Origin of the sequence: Methylovulum sp. (assembly GCF_028687615.1) — a bacterium.
Classification (GTDB): domain Bacteria; phylum Pseudomonadota; class Gammaproteobacteria; order Methylococcales; family Methylomonadaceae; genus Methylovulum.
Genome location: NZ_JAQTZU010000015.1, coordinates 56930 through 74078 on the forward strand (window position 1 = coordinate 56930; position 17149 = coordinate 74078).

At 49.1% G+C, this 17149-nt stretch carries 14 protein-coding genes; 6 read left to right on the top strand and 8 right to left on the bottom strand.

Features of this window, described 5'->3' with window-relative positions; translation table 11 throughout:
• The first annotated feature begins 42 nt into the window (after positions 1–42).
• Positions 43–2169, top strand: coding sequence for a bifunctional (p)ppGpp synthetase/guanosine-3',5'-bis(diphosphate) 3'-pyrophosphohydrolase (locus tag PHH59_RS10725; RefSeq protein WP_300015497.1), 2127 nt, complete (start codon positions 43–45; stop codon positions 2167–2169).
• Positions 2170–2179: 10 nt separating this feature from the next.
• On the opposite strand, the gene PHH59_RS10730 is transcribed toward PHH59_RS10725, so the two are convergent.
• The 5 genes from PHH59_RS10730 to suhB all read right to left on the bottom strand — a co-directional run bounded on the left by PHH59_RS10730 (position 2180) and on the right by suhB (position 7460).
• Positions 2180–3736 (bottom strand): metallophosphoesterase family protein, encoded by a 1557-nt coding sequence (locus PHH59_RS10730; RefSeq protein ID WP_300015500.1) that lies wholly within the window; start codon positions 3734–3736, stop codon positions 2180–2182.
• Between the two features lie 222 nt (positions 3737–3958).
• Complete coding sequence (locus PHH59_RS10735; RefSeq protein WP_300015503.1) at positions 3959–4366, bottom strand: hypothetical protein; 408 nt, start codon at positions 4364–4366, stop codon at positions 3959–3961.
• A 67-nt stretch (positions 4367–4433) separates the two neighbouring features.
• The gene (locus PHH59_RS10740) at positions 4434–4982 is read right to left on the bottom strand and encodes an ATP/GTP-binding protein (RefSeq protein WP_300015506.1); all 549 of its coding nucleotides are present in this window, start codon (positions 4980–4982) and stop codon (positions 4434–4436) included.
• A gap of 4 nt (positions 4983–4986) precedes the next feature.
• Positions 4987–5688 (bottom strand): hypothetical protein, encoded by a 702-nt coding sequence (locus PHH59_RS10745; protein ID WP_300015509.1) that lies wholly within the window; start codon positions 5686–5688, stop codon positions 4987–4989.
• A gap of 977 nt (positions 5689–6665) precedes the next feature.
• Positions 6666–7460: an inositol-1-monophosphatase gene (suhB, locus tag PHH59_RS10750; RefSeq protein ID WP_300015512.1), complete on the bottom strand. Its 795-nt coding sequence runs from the start codon at positions 7458–7460 to the stop codon at positions 6666–6668.
• A gap of 560 nt (positions 7461–8020) precedes the next feature.
• Between suhB and PHH59_RS10755 the strand changes: the two genes are divergently transcribed.
• Together PHH59_RS10755 and cysE are read left to right on the top strand one after the other, a co-directional pair.
• Complete coding sequence (locus PHH59_RS10755) at positions 8021–8749, top strand: RNA methyltransferase (RefSeq protein ID WP_300015515.1); 729 nt, start codon at positions 8021–8023, stop codon at positions 8747–8749.
• Between the two features lie 2 nt (positions 8750–8751).
• Positions 8752–9507, top strand: coding sequence for a serine O-acetyltransferase (gene cysE, locus PHH59_RS10760; RefSeq protein WP_300015518.1), 756 nt, complete (start codon positions 8752–8754; stop codon positions 9505–9507).
• 292 nt (positions 9508–9799) lie between these two features.
• On the opposite strand, the gene thiE is transcribed toward cysE, so the two are convergent.
• Entirely contained in the window at positions 9800–10414 is a 615-nt protein-coding gene (gene thiE, locus PHH59_RS10765) for a thiamine phosphate synthase (protein ID WP_300015521.1), read from the bottom strand.
• A complete protein-coding gene (locus PHH59_RS10770) occupies positions 10411–11202 on the bottom strand; it encodes a hydroxymethylpyrimidine/phosphomethylpyrimidine kinase (RefSeq protein WP_300015524.1) in 792 nt (263 codons plus the stop codon). Before PHH59_RS10770 ends, thiE begins: the two co-directional genes overlap by 4 nt.
• A 317-nt stretch (positions 11203–11519) precedes the next feature.
• Here PHH59_RS10770 and dnaQ point away from each other — a divergent pair, with 317 nt between their 5' ends.
• Entirely contained in the window at positions 11520–12257 is a 738-nt protein-coding gene (gene dnaQ / locus PHH59_RS10775) for a DNA polymerase III subunit epsilon (protein ID WP_300015527.1), read from the top strand.
• Positions 12258–12390: 133 nt separating this feature from the next.
• On the opposite strand, the gene PHH59_RS10780 is transcribed toward dnaQ, so the two are convergent.
• Positions 12391–14184: a DEAD/DEAH box helicase gene (locus PHH59_RS10780; RefSeq protein WP_300015530.1), complete on the bottom strand. Its 1794-nt coding sequence runs from the start codon at positions 14182–14184 to the stop codon at positions 12391–12393.
• Between the two features lie 287 nt (positions 14185–14471).
• Here PHH59_RS10780 and PHH59_RS10785 point away from each other — a divergent pair, with 287 nt between their 5' ends.
• Together PHH59_RS10785 and mrcB are read left to right on the top strand one after the other, a co-directional pair.
• Positions 14472–14681: a hypothetical protein gene (locus PHH59_RS10785; RefSeq protein ID WP_300015533.1), complete on the top strand. Its 210-nt coding sequence runs from the start codon at positions 14472–14474 to the stop codon at positions 14679–14681.
• Between the two features lie 23 nt (positions 14682–14704).
• The gene (gene mrcB, locus PHH59_RS10790; RefSeq protein ID WP_300015536.1) at positions 14705–17062 is read left to right on the top strand and encodes a penicillin-binding protein 1B; all 2358 of its coding nucleotides are present in this window, start codon (positions 14705–14707) and stop codon (positions 17060–17062) included.
• Positions 17063–17149 lie beyond the last annotated feature (87 nt).

A 17149-nucleotide genomic window follows, 5' to 3' on the forward strand; every position in this document is an offset into this window, starting at 1 on the left:
CAACATCCACTTTAAGGTTTCTAAACCGGTGACAAACTTCTGATGAAAAAAAATACCCCCCCCGGCAAATCCCTATTCGGCAATTTCTCAGAGCCAGATCGCTTGAAAATTGACAACGCGATGGCGATAGTCGGGCAAATCGTTGATGACCCTCAGTATTACCGCCCTAAAGGTTATGAAGTGGCGATGATCCTGATGGATTTCCATGTCGATTTAAATACTATTTTAGCGGCCATTCTCAGCGACCCGCGTTTGACGCCACTAAAACTCTTGCCACAGATTAAAGAGCAATTTGGCGAAACCGTGGCGGCTTTGGTCAAAGATGTCAATTGGCTGAACACCATCGCCATTTATTCCTTGGATATGACCGACCAGCCCAACCAATCGGAAATCCTGCGCCGGATGCTGTTGTCGATGACCCAGGATGTGCGGGCGGTGCTGATCAAACTGGCTTACCGCATCAAACGCCTGGGCGTGTTGCCGAAAGAATCTTATGAAATGCGCCGCTTCATCGCCCAGGAAACCTTGGACATTTACGCCCCCATCGCCAACCGCATGGGCATCCATCAGCTCAAGTGGGAGCTGGAAGATATGGCGTTCCGTTATCTCAAGCCACAATCCTACCTGCACATCGCCAAATCGCTCAGTGACAAGCGCAGTGAAAGGGAAAATTGCGTCAACCGGTTTATCGAAGTCCTGAAAACCACGCTCGCCAAGGAAGGCATCAGCGCGACCATTTATGGCCGGCCCAAACACATTTACAGCATCTGGAAAAAAATGCAGCGCAAGCAATTGGGCATAGATGAGCTTTATGATTTGCTCGCCGTGCGCGTGATTGTCGATAACCTGACCGCCTGCTACACCACGCTGGGCATCGTCCACAGCCTGTGGCAAACCATCCCCAAAGAATTTGACGACTATATCGCCAACCCTAAAGAAAACGGCTACCAATCACTGCATACCGTCATTATTTATGGCCAGGAGGGAATTGACCCGGAAGGACGGCGCATCGAAGTACAAATCCGCACCCAAGAAATGCACGATTTTGCCGAATACGGTGTGGCGGCGCATTGGTCGTACAAAGAAGGCGGCAAACACGACGCGGCGGTGGAAAAGAGCATCAGCTCATTGCGCAAATTGCTGGATGAAAAAGACGATGACGAAACCCTCGGCGAACATTTCCGCAATGAATTATTCCATGACCGCGTCTATGTGCTGACCCCCAAAGGCCAGCTCATTGATCTGGTTAAAAACTCCACGCCACTGGATTTTGCCTACGCGATACACAGCGAAATAGGCCACCGTTGCCGTGGCGCGAAAGTCAATGGACGCATCGTGCCTTTGACCTACCTTTTAAAATCTGGCGAGCAAGTGGAGATTCTGACCGTCAAAGTTGGCGGGCCTAACCGCAATTGGCTGGATTCAAATCTGGGCTATTTAAAATCGTCCAACGCCATCAGCAAAGTGAAAGGCTGGTTTAAAAACCAACAAGAAGCACAAAACATTGCCGCCGGAAAAACGATACTCGACAAGGAAAGTCAACGGCTGGGCATCAAAACGCCCAATTTGACTGAACTCGCCAAGCATTTTAACCAGCCCGATACCGACCAATTGCTGGAATTTATTGGTCGTGGTGACATTAATACCCGCCAGCTCGCCGCGTTTTTCAAAATACCCGAATTGGAAACGGCAAAAACCAAAAGCCCACCGAAAAAAGCTGCAAATAATTCCGTTGTGTCCGTTGACGGCATCGATCAAATCAAGACCACATTTGCCAGTTGCTGTAGCCCGGTCCCTGGTGAGGACATCATCGGTTTCATTTCTCAAAAAAAAGGCATTATCGTCCACAACAAAAAATGTCCAAACATCGCCAACTTAGGCCATGAAAAACAAAGCCGCCTGATTGGTGCCGCCTGGGGAGCGCAAACCAGCAGCCATCTTGTACCTATCGCCATCAAAGCCTATAGCACCCAAAATTTGCTTAATGAAGTGTCACACATCCTGACGGAAGAGAAAATCCACATTGCCAATGCAGCAATGGACACCCACCCCGATTATTCCGCCGAGCTAAACCTGAGCATCCAAATCAAAAACACCGACCAATTAAGCCGGATTTTGAAAAAAATAGGCTGTTTGGCGAATGTGCTTGATGTTAAACGCAAAATATGAAAACCAGCCTTTATCGGCCTTGTAGCAATCGTAGCGAAAAACTTTCGGGGAAATTATGCTGGCGCATTTTGGCGATGACGGGTTCATTGTCATAAGGCAATGCCATAAAAATGACTTGCCGCCGCTCCCTATCATAAATGGCAAATTGGCTATCGGTGTTGCCATTACGAGGCTGCCCGACGGAACCTGGAGAAACCAAGGCTTGTTGGAAACGGGACAAATTTACGGTTTTCCCCATTTCGTGGCTGTCGTTCTGGTTGTTTCGTGCAAATACCCCGGGACTATGCGAATGTCCATGCAGGCATAGGCCTAAGTTGTTTTGCTGCATATAATCCAGATTGTCATGATATGTCATCACATAGACATAAGCGTAAAAATAATCAGGATCCATAGGCGAGCCGTGTACTGCATACCAATCATCTTGTTGTATAACCGCTGGCAAGGCATTTAGCCAGTGGCGATAATCAGCCGATAATTCGTTAATCGTCCATTCGACCACGACTTTGGCATCACTAGAAAAACCTTTGGAAGTGTCGCCAGTAGCAACAGCATAATCATGGTTGCCTTTTATGATTTGAAAAGCGCAATCCTGCAAACGCTCTATACATGCTTTAGGTTCGGGGCCATAGCCGACAATATCGCCCAGGACAATCCCCTCATCTATGTTTTCAGCCTTAAGATAATCAAGCACACGGCAAAGTGCGGGGTAATTGGCATGAACATCCCCTAACAGGGCGATGAAGCGCCCTGAAATTTGACGCTTGATTTTTACCTGATCAGCACCAACCGGATTGGTCGCTAGCATTGTTTTTGATTCTGGCGGTTGCAGCAAAATAGTTATCAACGCTCTTAACAATTGCTCTTTTTCAGGACTTGGCATAAAGATAGCTTGCAATTCCCTGGCAATAATGACTTGGCATTCGTTATCCTGAAAAATGTCCTGTAGCTGTTTGACCAGACTGCGGGCCAAATCTTCTATAAATTCGGTATCAAGCCAGTTGAAACTGCGGATATACACGCCCAACATGACTGAAAACGTCGCAAAATCGTCCCAAGGGTAATATTCATCATCAAGATAATAGACGCGCCCTTCGTCCGAAACCGCAAAATTTGACAAGCCTTCATCGAGTTTAAAACCGGTGCTTTTGGCCAAGGAAAAATAAATGTTGAACACGGCATTAAGCAATTCAAGATTTTTTTGCCGCTGGTTGGCTGCTTGTATCGTCGTATGCAATGGATGCAGGCGGGGGCAGATATTTGCCACTAGGCATTCCCCCCCATGCCCAATCAATAATAGCCAGGTTTTGTGCGGATGGTGTACAGCTAAATGCCGCTCTTTTTCTAAGGCTTGCCGTATCCAGCCCCGTGCTTGATCGGCATTCAAATCAAGCTCGCTACGAACTTTGATGACATCAGACTTATTTGCGAATATTTTTGTACTAGGGCGACCGATAAAATTAGTCCCAACAACTAACGCTTGCAAATCTACTGTTAAGAGTTCGGCTATATAGTCTTGGTTATAATAGGATTGCCGGTCTATAGCACCGATAATGTCAATAGTCCACATGGGTTGTTACAGAATGGGTTGTTACAGAATGGGTTGTTACGGAATGGGTTGTTGCGGAATGGGTTGCTACTGAGGCAATGGAATTTAAGTGACAATTTCCTATCAGATAGGGCACTGGAACCCAAAACATTTTTGGATTCCAGAAAACCTTACTGAACAAGCTGTTTAGCGTTAGGCTCGAAAGTTAAGTCCGTAGCATGAAGCCCAGGCTTTATTGGCCGATTAAGGACACAGTGGCGCAATCAACGGCATATTCCGGCGAACTGAAGACCAACCCATACCCAGATTAGTTTTCCTGTTAGTGATCAAGACCATCAAGGCGTCAGGTTTTTCCGGGATAACCGCCATAAAATGCAAGGTGTTAGTCGTGGTCATCTGCACTTCTTGGATCATTTTTTCGACTTTTTTGCCACGTTGGGTGGTGAGCAATGATTCCACCGCACGGACGTTTTTGCCACGCAACATATCCACCGCAGCGGCGGCAACGGCTTCCAGATAAGAAGACGTGAAGTAAGGCACGTTATGTGCGACGGCGATCAACAACCCGGTTTCCAGGTCAACCACCGCACACCCTAATGCCCCGTCCACATCAGACAGGACGCTTTGTAAAATATCATCTATTTTTGCCATATTACGATTCTCCAAATTAAAAAAGGGACTGCGTTATCATTAAAAAAACTTGATGTTGAAGTTTGCCCTAGCCAAACTCAAGCACCGCCAACAAAGTGTCCAGCAACAGTTTGACATCCATCGCACTGCGTGCATCGACATGGATAACCGGCCAGGGATCACCCCGTTCAGCCAATGCCGCATAATAATCATCGACACTCGGTTGTGATGCCACATCATAATGGGTGATGCCAATAACTGCCGGATTGTCGGTTAAAAACCGATGGTTCAAATTTAAATAATAATCCAGTTCATCCAATGGGTTTTCATGGCTATTATCAATCAGGACAATCAGGCCCAACGCGCCTTTGGTCAGGATGTCGGTCATAAACTCAAAACGACGCTGCCCAGGCGTTCCATAAAGGTAAAGCTTGTCGCCGCCATCCAAAGTCAATTCGCCATAATCCATAGCCACCGTTGTTGACGCTTTGCGCTTGATGACACTGGCCTCGGAAGGTTTGACTTCGGTGGAAACGGGTGGCTTTTCGCTGATAGTGGTGATGGCAGTGGTTTTTCCTGCCCCCACACAACCAGTAAAAACTACTTTAATTTGATTGTGGCTATTGGGGTTATACATAATTTCAGCCCATCAGTCGATTTCTGATTTTTTTGAGCAGATTTTGGCGTTCACCATCAATATGTTTTTCATGGCGCTGGACATTAGTTACTTTTTCAATCAATCCGGTCAAATAACAGGCGTTATAAAAATCATAAACCGAACCCAGCGGGATATGGGTAGCTGTGGCAATGTCAGCCAACGCCATTGAGTTGCTGTGCATAAATGCCGCTAATTTGACATAGTTGCGGCATTCAGGAAGCCCCAAGTCAGGCCAGCGCAACAAATGCACAATATCCTGGGCAGACGTGCCTTGTAACAACCGGCCTTGGGAAGACTTAAAGACAACATACCAAACAAGGCTGCTAAGCGGGCGGGGGGAAAGCTTTTCCTGGACAACAAGCCGTTGCAATTCTGGCTCGCTCATCGGCTCAACAGCAAACAGGTTTTCCGGCGCACAACAGGCGATCAGCCGCTCCAGCGTTAATGGACAAAAATAAAGGCCCTTTGCCGGATCAAGCCACAGTACCACGTTATTGGCCGTGAGTGCCACAGGGAAGGTTTCGAGTTGTAGCAACGCTTTTAACAAGCCTTGATCGGGACAAAAGACAGCCGAATCAGCGGATTTGCCATCTGGATCAGAGGGCATAATATCCTCCCCGACACTGGCTGGCACGAATAAAGCGGAGGCGGAGGCATGTACGCCCACACCAGCCGTTTCGGACATTTGCGACGGTTCATCTGGAATTGGTGCGGACTGGTTCCAAGCCTATTAAGCACCGCAATTAAAAAACTCAAACGGGGGACATTGTCTTTGTCAACGACAATATGCCTATCAAAGCAGTGTTCGGAAACTGTACTGTCGGAGACATAAAACAAACAGCGTGCCATCGGCGGTTCAGGCGATATGGGAACATGCCTCCCGTCTTTAAATATAAAGAAGTCGCCCCCCCTATTTTCATCCGTTATATTCCATGTTTGTTGCAAACGGGCTTCAGCCAAAGCCAAGATAGCAGAAAAAAGTTCTATTTCCTGTGCATTAAAGCCGACCAAACGAATGGTCAAGATATTGCCGGACATGTTTTTTTGCTGTGTATTTGATAAATCCATCTCAGATTACTCCCCCCACTTCTGCATTGCCGGAGACTGGAATATAAACAAATATTTGATAGATACCTGCCTATTTATCAAATATGTGATCCAATACATACTAATAGATGCGAACCAAACCTTTGACGACACGCCGTTATTTTTGAATAACGTTCTTTATCAAAACATCACGTTTCAAACATTTATTTCAAATTGTAGTGAAAAAATACCAAAATAGAGTTTGACACCAATTGCCTGAATATACCTAACATGATGAATAGATTAAAAAACATAAAAAAACCAACTTTATTAGTAAGGATTTAAGCAAGCTGGGCATAGTACCATATCATTAAAATGACAGATAAACTTTTTTGCCCGGCGTTGAATAACAACACCAATATTATCAATATTATTTGTATGGTAATTAGACCAAAACCTCAGAGTGGCCTTGGCTTCGTGGCGGGATAGAAGCGGGGGGGGCAGGAAGCCGCCGTTATGGTACAGGCCGAAAGACATCCCGGCAGCAAGCATAAAAATTACGGTTCACAACAGCGGGATTCAGCAACATCCGTGGCAATTGACCGCACCGAACCACGGCAAATCCATTAGCCAGCATCATTTCAAATTATCCGTGACATGCGGCTCGATTAACTGGTACATCAACTGGTGCATTTTAGGGCAACCGGCAATCAGATTTCCTGATTGCAAGTAACCGTCATTAAAGGAAAAATCGGTGACCACCCCGCCTGCTTCCTTAATCAACAAAACCCCCGCCGCAATATCCCATTCCATCACGCCAATTTCCCAAAAACCATCCAAACGGCCTGCCGCGACATAAGCCAAATCCAGGGCGGCGGAACCGGCACGGCGGATACCGGCACATTCCATCGTCAAGGAACTGAACATGCCCATGTAAGCTTTAAGATGCAAATCCGTCTTAAACGGAAAACCCGTGCCCAGCAACGCACCTTTCAAGCTTAATTGTTGGGTGACGCGCAAACGGCGGTTGTTCAGCATCGCGCCGCCGCCGCGTTTGGCGGTGAACAGCTCATCGCGTAACGGATCGTAAATCACGCCGACTTCCAACCGGCCTTTGTGTTTTAGGGCGATGGAGACGGCATATTGCGGGAAACCATGCAGGAAATTGGTCGTGCCATCCAGCGGATCGATCACCCAGACAAAATCGTTGCCTTGATGTTCGCCACTTTCTTCAGCCAAAATCGCATGGTCGGGATAAGCGGCTTTGATGATGCTGATAATTTCCCGCTCCGCCATGCGGTCAACTTCGCTGGCGTAGTCGTTTTTGCCTTTTTGGTCGATACGCAATTGACCGATATTGTCGGAGGAGCGAAGTATCAATTCGCCCGCGCTTCTTGCGGCGCGGACGGCGATGTTTAACATGGGTTGCATAGGTCAGTTTCTAACAGGCAGATAAAACCCTGTATGGTAGCAAATCTTTTGGTAAACTTACGGCTTTTTTATACTTGCAATTTTAAAGTGATTATAAATACGGCTTGTCCACGAAATACACAAAAAGCACGAAAAGATAAGGTGGGAGCGGGAAGGGGTCGCCTAATGCGCCTACTGTTGGTTCAAAACTCCTCCTTAAAGTTTCAAAGTCGCTATAGGTACTGAAAACGTTACGGAACGGGTCGCTTAAAGTGCCTACTGTTGGAACAAACCCGTTCCAGCTCGCGTTATTTTATAAATGTTAAAAAAGTTATGAACGCCTACTTAGGATTTGGCTAAAAATAACTTCCCTGAACCATTCTTGAAACCCTAGACCTGACAGGTTTCAAAAACCTGTCAGGTCTTAATATCGGGAAGTTATTAATGGCCAAATCCTTACGGATACAATGTCTACAAATCGTAGGCAATACCTGCCATTTTACATTTTCCAGTTTTTTTCGTGTCTTTCGTGTTTTTCGTGGACAATATAATCGAAAACCCGCCTCAACCTAGGATCAACCTTGCTTTCCCACATAAAAATCGTCCTGGTCGAAACCACGCATCCGGGCAATATCGGCGCAGTGGCGCGGGCCATGAAAAACATGTCCATGACCCGTTTGGCCTTGGTCAACCCCAAAATTTTCCCCAGTAACGAGGCGACTGCCCGTGCTTCGGGCGCGGATGACCTTCTCACTGCCGCCACCGTTTATCCGACACTGCAAGAAGCCATCGCCGATTGCCACATAATCATCGGCACCAGTGCCAGACGCAGGACCATCAGTTGGCCGGAATTGAACCCCAAGCAATGCGCCCAGACCGCCGTCATCGACCATCCGCACCAGCAAACCGCCATTATTTTCGGGCGGGAGAATTCCGGCCTGAAAAACCATGAACTGGATTTATGCCATTATTTGCTGCATATCCCATGCAATGAAGATTACAGTTCCCTCAACATCGCCGCCGCAGTGCAAGTAGTTTGTTATGAATTGTTCGCAGCAACTGAGCGCGAAGAAGACGTGAAAATTGGCGACAAAGGCGAATGCCCCTTGGCGACTGCCGCACAAATGGAATCGTTTTACCAGCATCTGCACGAAGCCTTAATGGATATTGGCTTTATGCAGTCCGGCCAATCCCAATCCATCATGCGCCGCTTGCGCCGCATTTATAACCGCATCCAACTGGACACGAAAGAACTCGATATACTCCGGGGAATTTTACGCATGTCCCAAGACCACCAACATAAGGATTAATTATGTTCTCCCGTTTAAAAGAAGATGTCGCCTGCGTGTTTGCCCGCGACCCCGCCGCGCAAACGTGGTTTGAAGTCATCACCACTTACCCCGGCGTCCACGCCGTGATAGTCCATCGCCTCAGCCATTGGTGCTGGAATGCAGGATTCAGATGGCTGGCGCGGTTCATCGCGTATGTCAGCCGCTGGTGGACGGGGATAGAAATCCATCCCGGGGCGCAAATCGGCAGACGCTTTTTCATTGACCACGGCATGGGCGTGGTGATAGGGGAAACGGCCGTGATCGGCGACGATTGTACGCTCTATCATGGCGTGACCCTGGGCGGGACAACCTGGAAAAAAGGCAAACGCCATCCCACCCTGCACAATGGCGTGGTCATCGGTGCGGGCGCGAAAGTGTTGGGCCCTATCGACATTGGCGATGGCGCACGGGTCGGTTCCAATTCCGTGGTGCTGAAACCCGTACCTGCTGGCGTGACCGTGGTTGGGATTCCGGCGCATATCATCGGCGAACAAACTGCGGCCAAACCGGAGCCGGCGGCAATGGACAAACCCGTCAATTTCAATGCCTATGGCGCCAGTGCCGACACACCCGATCCGGTTGCCTCGGCAATCAACCGTATGCTTAACCATATCAACGCCTTGGACAAGCAAATCGAAACCATGCAAAAAGCCATGAATGAAGCGGGAATCACGGTCAAAAACCCGCCGATTTGCACACTGGACGGCTGTGAAATCAACGACGGTTACCATCCCTGATAAGCCTTAAAATAGCCGGCTGCGGGGAGCGCGTACCCTACGCATCAAGCTAAGGAGAAAACTCATAGTTTTTATACAAGTTGTCCACGAAAAACACGAAAAAAAATGAGATAAATTTTCGTGTCTTTCGTGTCTTTCGTGTCTTTCGTGTCTTTCGTGTCTTTCGTGTCTTTCGTGTCTTTCGTGTCTTTCGTGTCTTTCGTGTCTTTCGTGTCTTTCGTGTCTTTCGTGTCTTTCGTGTCTTTCGTGTCGTCTAATTCGCCTACTGTTGGCTTTCGTGGAAAGATGACTGTCATCCAAACAATGCCTTATAAGCCCGTGCGGATTGTTCCGGCCCGTCATCAAACAAACCACCGATGACCGCCAGAAAATCCGCACCTGCCGTCAACAATTGCCCCCCATTTTCCGGCAGGATGCCACCAATCGCGACAATGGGCACCGCCAAAACTTGTTTGGCTAGCTGTAGTGTCGCAATACTCGCCGGGGCCGCCAAAGGCTTGGATGAAGAAGGGAAAAACCGTCCGAAAGCCACATAAGTCGCCCCTTGTTGTTGGGCGGACAATGCCCGTGCAACATCGTTATAACAAGACACGCCAATAATCGCATCAGCCCCCAGCAAATCCTTAGCCAAAGCAATATTGCCATCGTCCTTACCCAGATGCACGCCATCGGCGGCAACGGCGGCGGCGAGCTCGACACTGTCGTTAATAATCAGCGGCACTTGATATTGATGACAGACTTGCACCAACTCAGCCGCTAGCGACAAGGCGTCCAGCGGATTTTTATCGCGGTATTGGACAAGCACCGCGCCGCCGCGAATCGCCGCCTCCACGCCGTTGATAATGCCCGCATGGGATTTTTGTTCGGTTTGGGTGATGGCGTACAGGCCACGCGTGGGGAATTTCATGCGTCGTCTTCCATCCAAAAAAAACGGTTGGGATTGGCTTGGCCCCTGCCGGTGCGATAGGCCGTGTTTAAAGAATTCCAAGTGTATTCCTGCGCTTCCATGACGGCTTGTATCGGCGACAGACCGTGTGCGATCAGGGCCGTAATGCTGGTCGCCAAGGTGCAACCGGAACCGTGGTAACTGCCTGGCAGCCTCTCCCAGGTATAGGTTTCCCAACTGCGCCCGTCATGAAAAAGCTGGTTTTGGACACTGGGCGTGGTTTCGTGCGTACCGGTAATCAACACATATCCGCATCCCGCTTCCAATAAGGACAACCCGCACTCTTGCAAATCATCAAGATTCGCCAACTTACGCGCTTCCTCGCTGTTCGGGGTCAATACGGTCGTGCACGGCAACAGCAAATCCACCAGCGTGGCGATCAATCGGTCATTGGTCAAATCTGCGCCACCACCCGCCGCCAGCACAGGATCCAGCACCACCGGAATCAGCGGATATTGTTTCAATATCGCGTAAATCGCCAACGCGCTTTCATGCTGCCCGATCAAGCCAATTTTGAAGGCATCAATTTCCATATCGTCCAGCAAAGTCTGCGCTTGGCTGATGATGTTCTCGGAACTTTGCGGGATCAGGCGTTTGACATTGTGGCTGTCCTGCTCGGTCAAGGCGGTGATGACGCTGACCGAATGGCACTGGTGGCTGACCAGCGTTTCAATATCCGCTTGGATACCCGCGCCGCCACTAGGGTCGTGGCCGGAAAACGACAGGACGATAGGACGATGGGGATTCATTAACTGGCTGCTCCAAAAACGTTAGGGGATGATGCTTAGGAATGTGCATGGAATAAATTCGCGGATCAAGACCTGTCAGGTTTCTTGTGCCCCAGAGGGTATCAAAACCTGACAGGTCTGACGAGCCGGTGCGGAAATTATTTCATGCCCGTTCCTTAATGCTTGGGCAATTTAGCATGGCTTGGTGATTATCTCTATAATGTTGACATGCCTTTCAGGTTTTTGAAACTTGGAAGGCATTCCTGAACACCAATATCCTGCCATGCCGACGAAAGCCACAAAAAGAATTTCAGCACTTTAAAAACAAAGGAAAACCCTTGACCAAGCATAAATTCGCCAACCGCCTTGTCGTCCTAGACACCGAAACCACCGGGCTTAACCCGCAAGAAGGCCACCGCATCATTGAAATCGGCTGCGTGGAGCTAGTCAACCGCCGGCCGACCAACCGGCATTTTCATTATTATCTAAACCCTGACCGCGATATTGATGCGGGGGCAACGGCGGTACACGGCATCACCAACCAGTATTTAAAAGATAAACCGCGTTTTAAGGACATTACCGAGGAGTTTATTGCGTTTATTACCGGCGCGGAGTTGATCATCCATAACGCACCGTTTGATGTGGGCTTTCTCAACCACGAGTTGACACTGCTGAAAGACACCAACAAAACCAAGCTCGGAAACTATTGCAAGGTCTTTGACACGCTGGCTTTTGCACGGAAAAAACATCCAGGCCAGCGCAACAGCCTGGATGCGCTCTGCAAGCGTTACAACATAGACAACAGCCACCGCAAACTGCATGGCGCGTTATTGGACTCGGAAATTCTCGCCGAAGTATTTTTGTTGATGACGGGCGGTCAAGCTTCGTTATTGGATGAAGCTACAGCACCCACCAACCTCGGATCTGCCGCGCAAACGGAACAAACCCGCCAGCGCATAAACACCGAACGCCAGGCTTTGTGCGTGATTGCTTGCGATGAAGGGGAATTGGCGGCGCATGAACAAGTTTTGGATGCCGTTGCCAAAGCCAGCGGCACATGCCTTTGGCGGCAGTGACCGGACACCAGGCCCACAAAACAAAACGGGACGGGATCTTGCAATCCCGTCCCGCTACTTGTCCCATCTAATCGCTATGATGGGATAAAAAAACGTTCAAATTCCAAAAATCTGAAACGTCTATTGCAAAACCTTACTCTTCCGCTTTGGGCTTGGCGCGTCTGGAAGGTGAGCTAAGACGTTTTTTGCTTTTGTCGATTTTTTTCTCACCGTCATCACTATGTTTGCCGCCCTCCACTTTGGAGATGTTCAATGGCTGGCCAGCAACACGCACCCTACGCAAATCTTGGATCAGCTCTTTCGGCATACCTGCTGGCAATTCCACGGTGCTGTAATCATCTTCGATTCTGATACGGGCAATGTGTTTGCCATCAATACCCGCTTCGTTGGCAATCGCGCCGACAATATTGCCGGGCTTGACACCGTGGGCATGACCCACTTCGATACGGAACAATTCCATCTCAATATCGGGGCCGCCAAAATCACGGCGGGAAGGGCTACGCTCGCGGTCGCCACGATCCCCACGGTCACGGCGTGGACGGTCTTCACGTTCGCTTCTAAACGGTGATTCTTCCCTTGCTTCACGGGCTTTTTTCGGTGGATTCTGGATCAGCAACGGCGTGTCGCCTTGCACCAATTTTGCCAATGCCGCCGCAATTTCCGCCGCCGAAACATTATGTTCTTGCTGGTACTGCTCGATCAACTGGTTGAAAAAGCTCAACTCTTCTGCCGCCAGGGTATCGGTGATGTTTTGCTTGAAACGGGCGATACGCTTGTTGTTGATGACTTCCGTAGATGGCAGGCCCATTTCCTCAACTTTTTGCTTGGTCGCTTTTTCTATGTTCATCAGCAACTTGCGCTCACGCGGGGCGATGAACAAAATCGCATCGCCAGTACGGCCTGCACGTCCGGTACGGCCGATACGGTGGACGTAAGATTCGGTGTCGTAAGGGATGTCGTAGTTGACGACATGGGTGATACGGTCAACATCCAAACCACGCGCGGCAACGTCTGTGGCAATCAGGATGTCCAACTTGCCGTTTTTCAGATTGTTGATAGCGCGTTCTCTTAACGCCTGGGACATATCGCCGTTGATCGCCGCCGCCGAATAGCCGCGCGCTTCCAATTTTTCCGCCAGTTCGACCGTCGCAGTTTTGGTCCTGACGAAAATAATCATGCCGTCGAAAGTTTCGACTTCTAGGATACGCGTCAACGCATCCAGCTTATGGATGCCGCTGACCACCCAATACCGTTGGCGGATATTTTCGGCAGAAGCCGTAGTGACTTTAATCGTGATTTGTTCAGGTTCGTGCAGATATTCATTGGCGATTTTGCGGATCACGGTCGGCATGGTCGCCGAGAACAACGCGATTTGGCGTTCATCCGGGGTTTGTTCCAGAATCCATTCCACATCGTCAATAAAACCCATGCGCAACATTTCGTCGGCTTCATCCAACACTAGCGTGGCGAGTCCATCCAAATTCAATGTGCCTTTACGCATGTGGTCCATGACCCGGCCCGGCGTACCGACCACGACATGGGCACCGCGTTTTAATTGCCGCAATTGGGTGCTGTAATCTTGCCCGCCGTAAATCGGCAATACGTGGAAACCTTTTAAATGGGCGGCATAACGTTGAAAAGCTTCGGCTACTTGGATAGCCAGTTCACGGGTCGGAGCTAACACCAGCACTTGTGGATCTTTTTGCTTAAGATCAATACGCGATAAAATTGGCAACGCGAACGCTGCGGTTTTACCTGTCCCTGTTTGTGCTTGTCCCAATACATCCTTTCCTGCCAGCATGTGTGGGATAACTTGTGCCTGAATCGGCGAAGGTGTTTCATAACCGACATCCTCCAGTGCCTTAAGCACCGAGTCTGTCAGTGCCAAATCACGGAAAGAGGGTAATGTAGAAACATCATTGAGCATGGATTTACCTTGTTGTGGAATGAGAATGCGCGGAATGCGCGGGGGAAATGTTTGTTTAATATGGAATTATATCTGATTCCAGCAAAAATTGCAGTAATTGATAGTGATTTGAATGAATATACGCACCAATCTAAAAGGCTTCGCTTATCCAATCTGCAAACAAAGCTAGGATGAAGCGATAGCGTAATTCCGGCAATCAAGCCATGAAATGCCGGGGTTCGCTATCGCGCCCTTCAAGTCCTTGCGTCATCCAGGCCTACGCGCTAATCATGCTAAAGCAAGCACTTATGAAACAATCAATACCAGGCGATTTACGAACCGAAACTATCCATCAGTCTATTGATGACCACCTTGCCAATTGCATTATGGACAATGGCAACACCTCAATCTGCCAGCATTTATTCACCCTGCTTCAGCGGGCATTCATTTCATATCGGCATGATCAAGCCCGTTTCCAGCCATATTATCCGTGTATAATGAACAGGATAGACCATTAAAAAACTCAGTTTACCCAAGTGCTATGGCAGAAAAACCCACTAAAAGCAGTGTCAGATACGCAACAAAAAAGCAAGCAAAAAAGGCGGGCTTCCACTGGTTTAGAAATCTTTTTCTGATCGCTTTTGTGGCTGGCAGCTTCGTGTTGATGAGTTATCTAGGCTATCTGGATTACAACGTCCGCAAGCAATTTGACGGTAAACGCTGGGCGATTCCGGCACGGGTTTATGCCGATCCTGTAGAACTTTATGCGGGCTATAACCTCACTGCGGAAAAATTTGAAGCATTGTTGCAAGCCCTGCACTACCGCAAAGACGCGCATTTGTCGCTGGAAGGGTCTTATTTTAGAAATGACCTACAAATCAATGTAAAAACCCGGCAATTCAAATTCTGGGATGAAACCCAAAACAGCCAAGCCATCAAGCTGATATTTAATGACACCGGCATCGCTTCGATAATGGCCTTATCTCCCTCTAAAAACCCTCAAGCCGAACAAACCGAAGTGGTGGAAGAAATACCGATTATCCGCATGGATCCGGTACAAATCGGCAATTTTTATCCGACCATCAAAGAAGACCGCATCTTGATTAAATTGAGCGAGGCGCCCGACGCGCTAACCAAAGGACTTCTTGCTTCTGAAGATCGTGATTTTTATCAACATTTTGGCATTTCCATGCGCGGTATCGCGCGGGCGATGTGGGCCAATGTCCGTGCCGGCGACATGGTGCAAGGCGGCAGCACCATCACCCAACAACTGGCAAAAAACTTTTATTTAAGCTCGGAACGTAAGTTGTCGAGAAAACTTAAAGAAATGCTCATGGCTTTGATTTTGGAATACCGCTATCCCAAAGACGCCATCATGGAAGCTTATCTCAACGAAATTTACTTAGGCCAGGACGGTGCGAACGGTGTCCACGGTTTCGGTTTGGCGAGTGAATTTTATTTTGGCAACACCTTAAAAGACTTGCCGCTGGATCAAGTCGCCTTATTGGTGGCACTGGTGCGCGGGCCATCGGAATATGATCCCCGGCGTTATCCTGAGCGGGCCTTGCAACGCCGCAATCTGGTGTTGGATGAAATGGCGATGCAGCAATACATCACCGAACGCGAGGCGATGGATGCGAAGGCGAAACCATTGAGCATCATCCCCCGCAAGCAACGCACCCATAACCGCTATCCTGGTTTTTTGGACTTGGTCAAACGGCAGTTAAAAGCCGATTACCGCGAAGAAGATTTCACGTCGGAAGGCTTGAAAATCTTTACCACGCTGGACACCCAAATCCAAGAGACCGTGGAAAAAACCGCTGTCGCCAAATTGCAGGAACTGGAAAAACTACCCAAGGCCAACAACCTGGAAACCGCCATCGTCGTCACCCGCAAGGACAGCGGCGAAATTGTCGCCCTGGTCAGTGGCCGGGAAAATGCCGAAGGCGGATTCAACCGCGCCTTGGATGCCGTGCGGCCTATCGGCTCGTTGATTAAGCCAGCCGTTTACTTGACGGCTCTGGAGAATCCCCAAAAATACACCATCACCACGCGTGTCAGCGACAGCACCATTGTCGTCCACGGACAAAACGGCACCGACTGGATACCCAAAAACTATGACCACCGCGAACACGGCAGCGTCCCTTTGCATAAAGCCTTGGCAAAATCCTACAACTTGGCGACCGTGCGTATCGGCATGGATGTCGGCATTGCCAAAACCGCAAAGACCTTAAAACAATTGGGTGTCAACAAAGAAATCGACTTGTTTCCGTCGCTATTGCTCGGCGCATCATCACTGACACCGATGGATGTCACGCAAATGTACCAAACTATCGCGGGCGGCGGTTTTTTAACGCCGATCAAAGCGATTCGGGCCGTGATTTCATCAGATGACAAGTTTTTGCAGAGTTACCCTTTTAACGTCAAGGAATCCGTTGATCCAGATGCGACGTACATCGTCAACACCATTTTGCAAGAAGTCATGCGTGAAGGGACGGGCAGTTCCGCATATAACGTGTTTCCGCACGATTATGGTTTGGCGGGCAAAACCGGCACCACCAATGATGCCAAAGATAGCTGGTTTGCTGGCTACACCGGCGATTACCTATCGGTAGTCTGGGTCGGTCGGGATGACAACAAGCCAGTAGGTCTAACGGGTGCGACAGGTGCGCTCCCCATCTGGACGGCGGTGATGCAACGAATTTCCACCCAAGCGGTCACCTTGGACAAACCGGAAAATATCAGGATGGTCGCCGTTGACTCCTGTGGGCACGGGCGGGAATACCCTTATATTGCCGGTTCAGAACCAGCACCCAGGGGCTGCGTAAAAGCCGTACCTGAACAGGACGAAGAAGAAAAACCTTGGTTTGAACCGTTTGAACGGTTTATTCCTGATTGACAATCAGTGTCCACAAACGGCATGGCGCGAAGTGAAAGACACGAAAAATACCCGTGCCACCGCGAATAAGCCTAGAGTGCAAACCTG

Bases quoted from the DNA above. Each gene is read 5' to 3' on its own strand.
- PHH59_RS10730 (WP_300015500.1), bottom strand. From the start codon at position 3,736: ATGTGGACTATTGACATTATCGGTGCTATAGACCGGCAATCCTATTAT.
- mrcB (WP_300015536.1), top strand. From the start codon at position 14,705: ATGGCAGAAAAACCCACTAAAAGCAGTGTCAGATACGCAACAAAAAAG.
- PHH59_RS10785 (WP_300015533.1), top strand. From the start codon at position 14,472: ATGAAACAATCAATACCAGGCGATTTACGAACCGAAACTATCCATCAG.
- PHH59_RS10725 (WP_300015497.1), top strand. From the start codon at position 43: ATGAAAAAAAATACCCCCCCCGGCAAATCCCTATTCGGCAATTTCTCA.
- suhB (WP_300015512.1), bottom strand. From the start codon at position 7,460: ATGCAACCCATGTTAAACATCGCCGTCCGCGCCGCAAGAAGCGCGGGC.
- PHH59_RS10770 (WP_300015524.1), bottom strand. From the start codon at position 11,202: ATGAATCCCCATCGTCCTATCGTCCTGTCGTTTTCCGGCCACGACCCT.
- PHH59_RS10740 (WP_300015506.1), bottom strand. From the start codon at position 4,982: ATGTATAACCCCAATAGCCACAATCAAATTAAAGTAGTTTTTACTGGT.
- cysE (WP_300015518.1), top strand. From the start codon at position 8,752: ATGTTCTCCCGTTTAAAAGAAGATGTCGCCTGCGTGTTTGCCCGCGAC.
- PHH59_RS10735 (WP_300015503.1), bottom strand. From the start codon at position 4,366: ATGGCAAAAATAGATGATATTTTACAAAGCGTCCTGTCTGATGTGGAC.
- PHH59_RS10780 (WP_300015530.1), bottom strand. From the start codon at position 14,184: ATGCTCAATGATGTTTCTACATTACCCTCTTTCCGTGATTTGGCACTG.
- thiE (WP_300015521.1), bottom strand. From the start codon at position 10,414: ATGAAATTCCCCACGCGTGGCCTGTACGCCATCACCCAAACCGAACAA.
- PHH59_RS10745 (WP_300015509.1), bottom strand. From the start codon at position 5,688: ATGTCCGAAACGGCTGGTGTGGGCGTACATGCCTCCGCCTCCGCTTTA.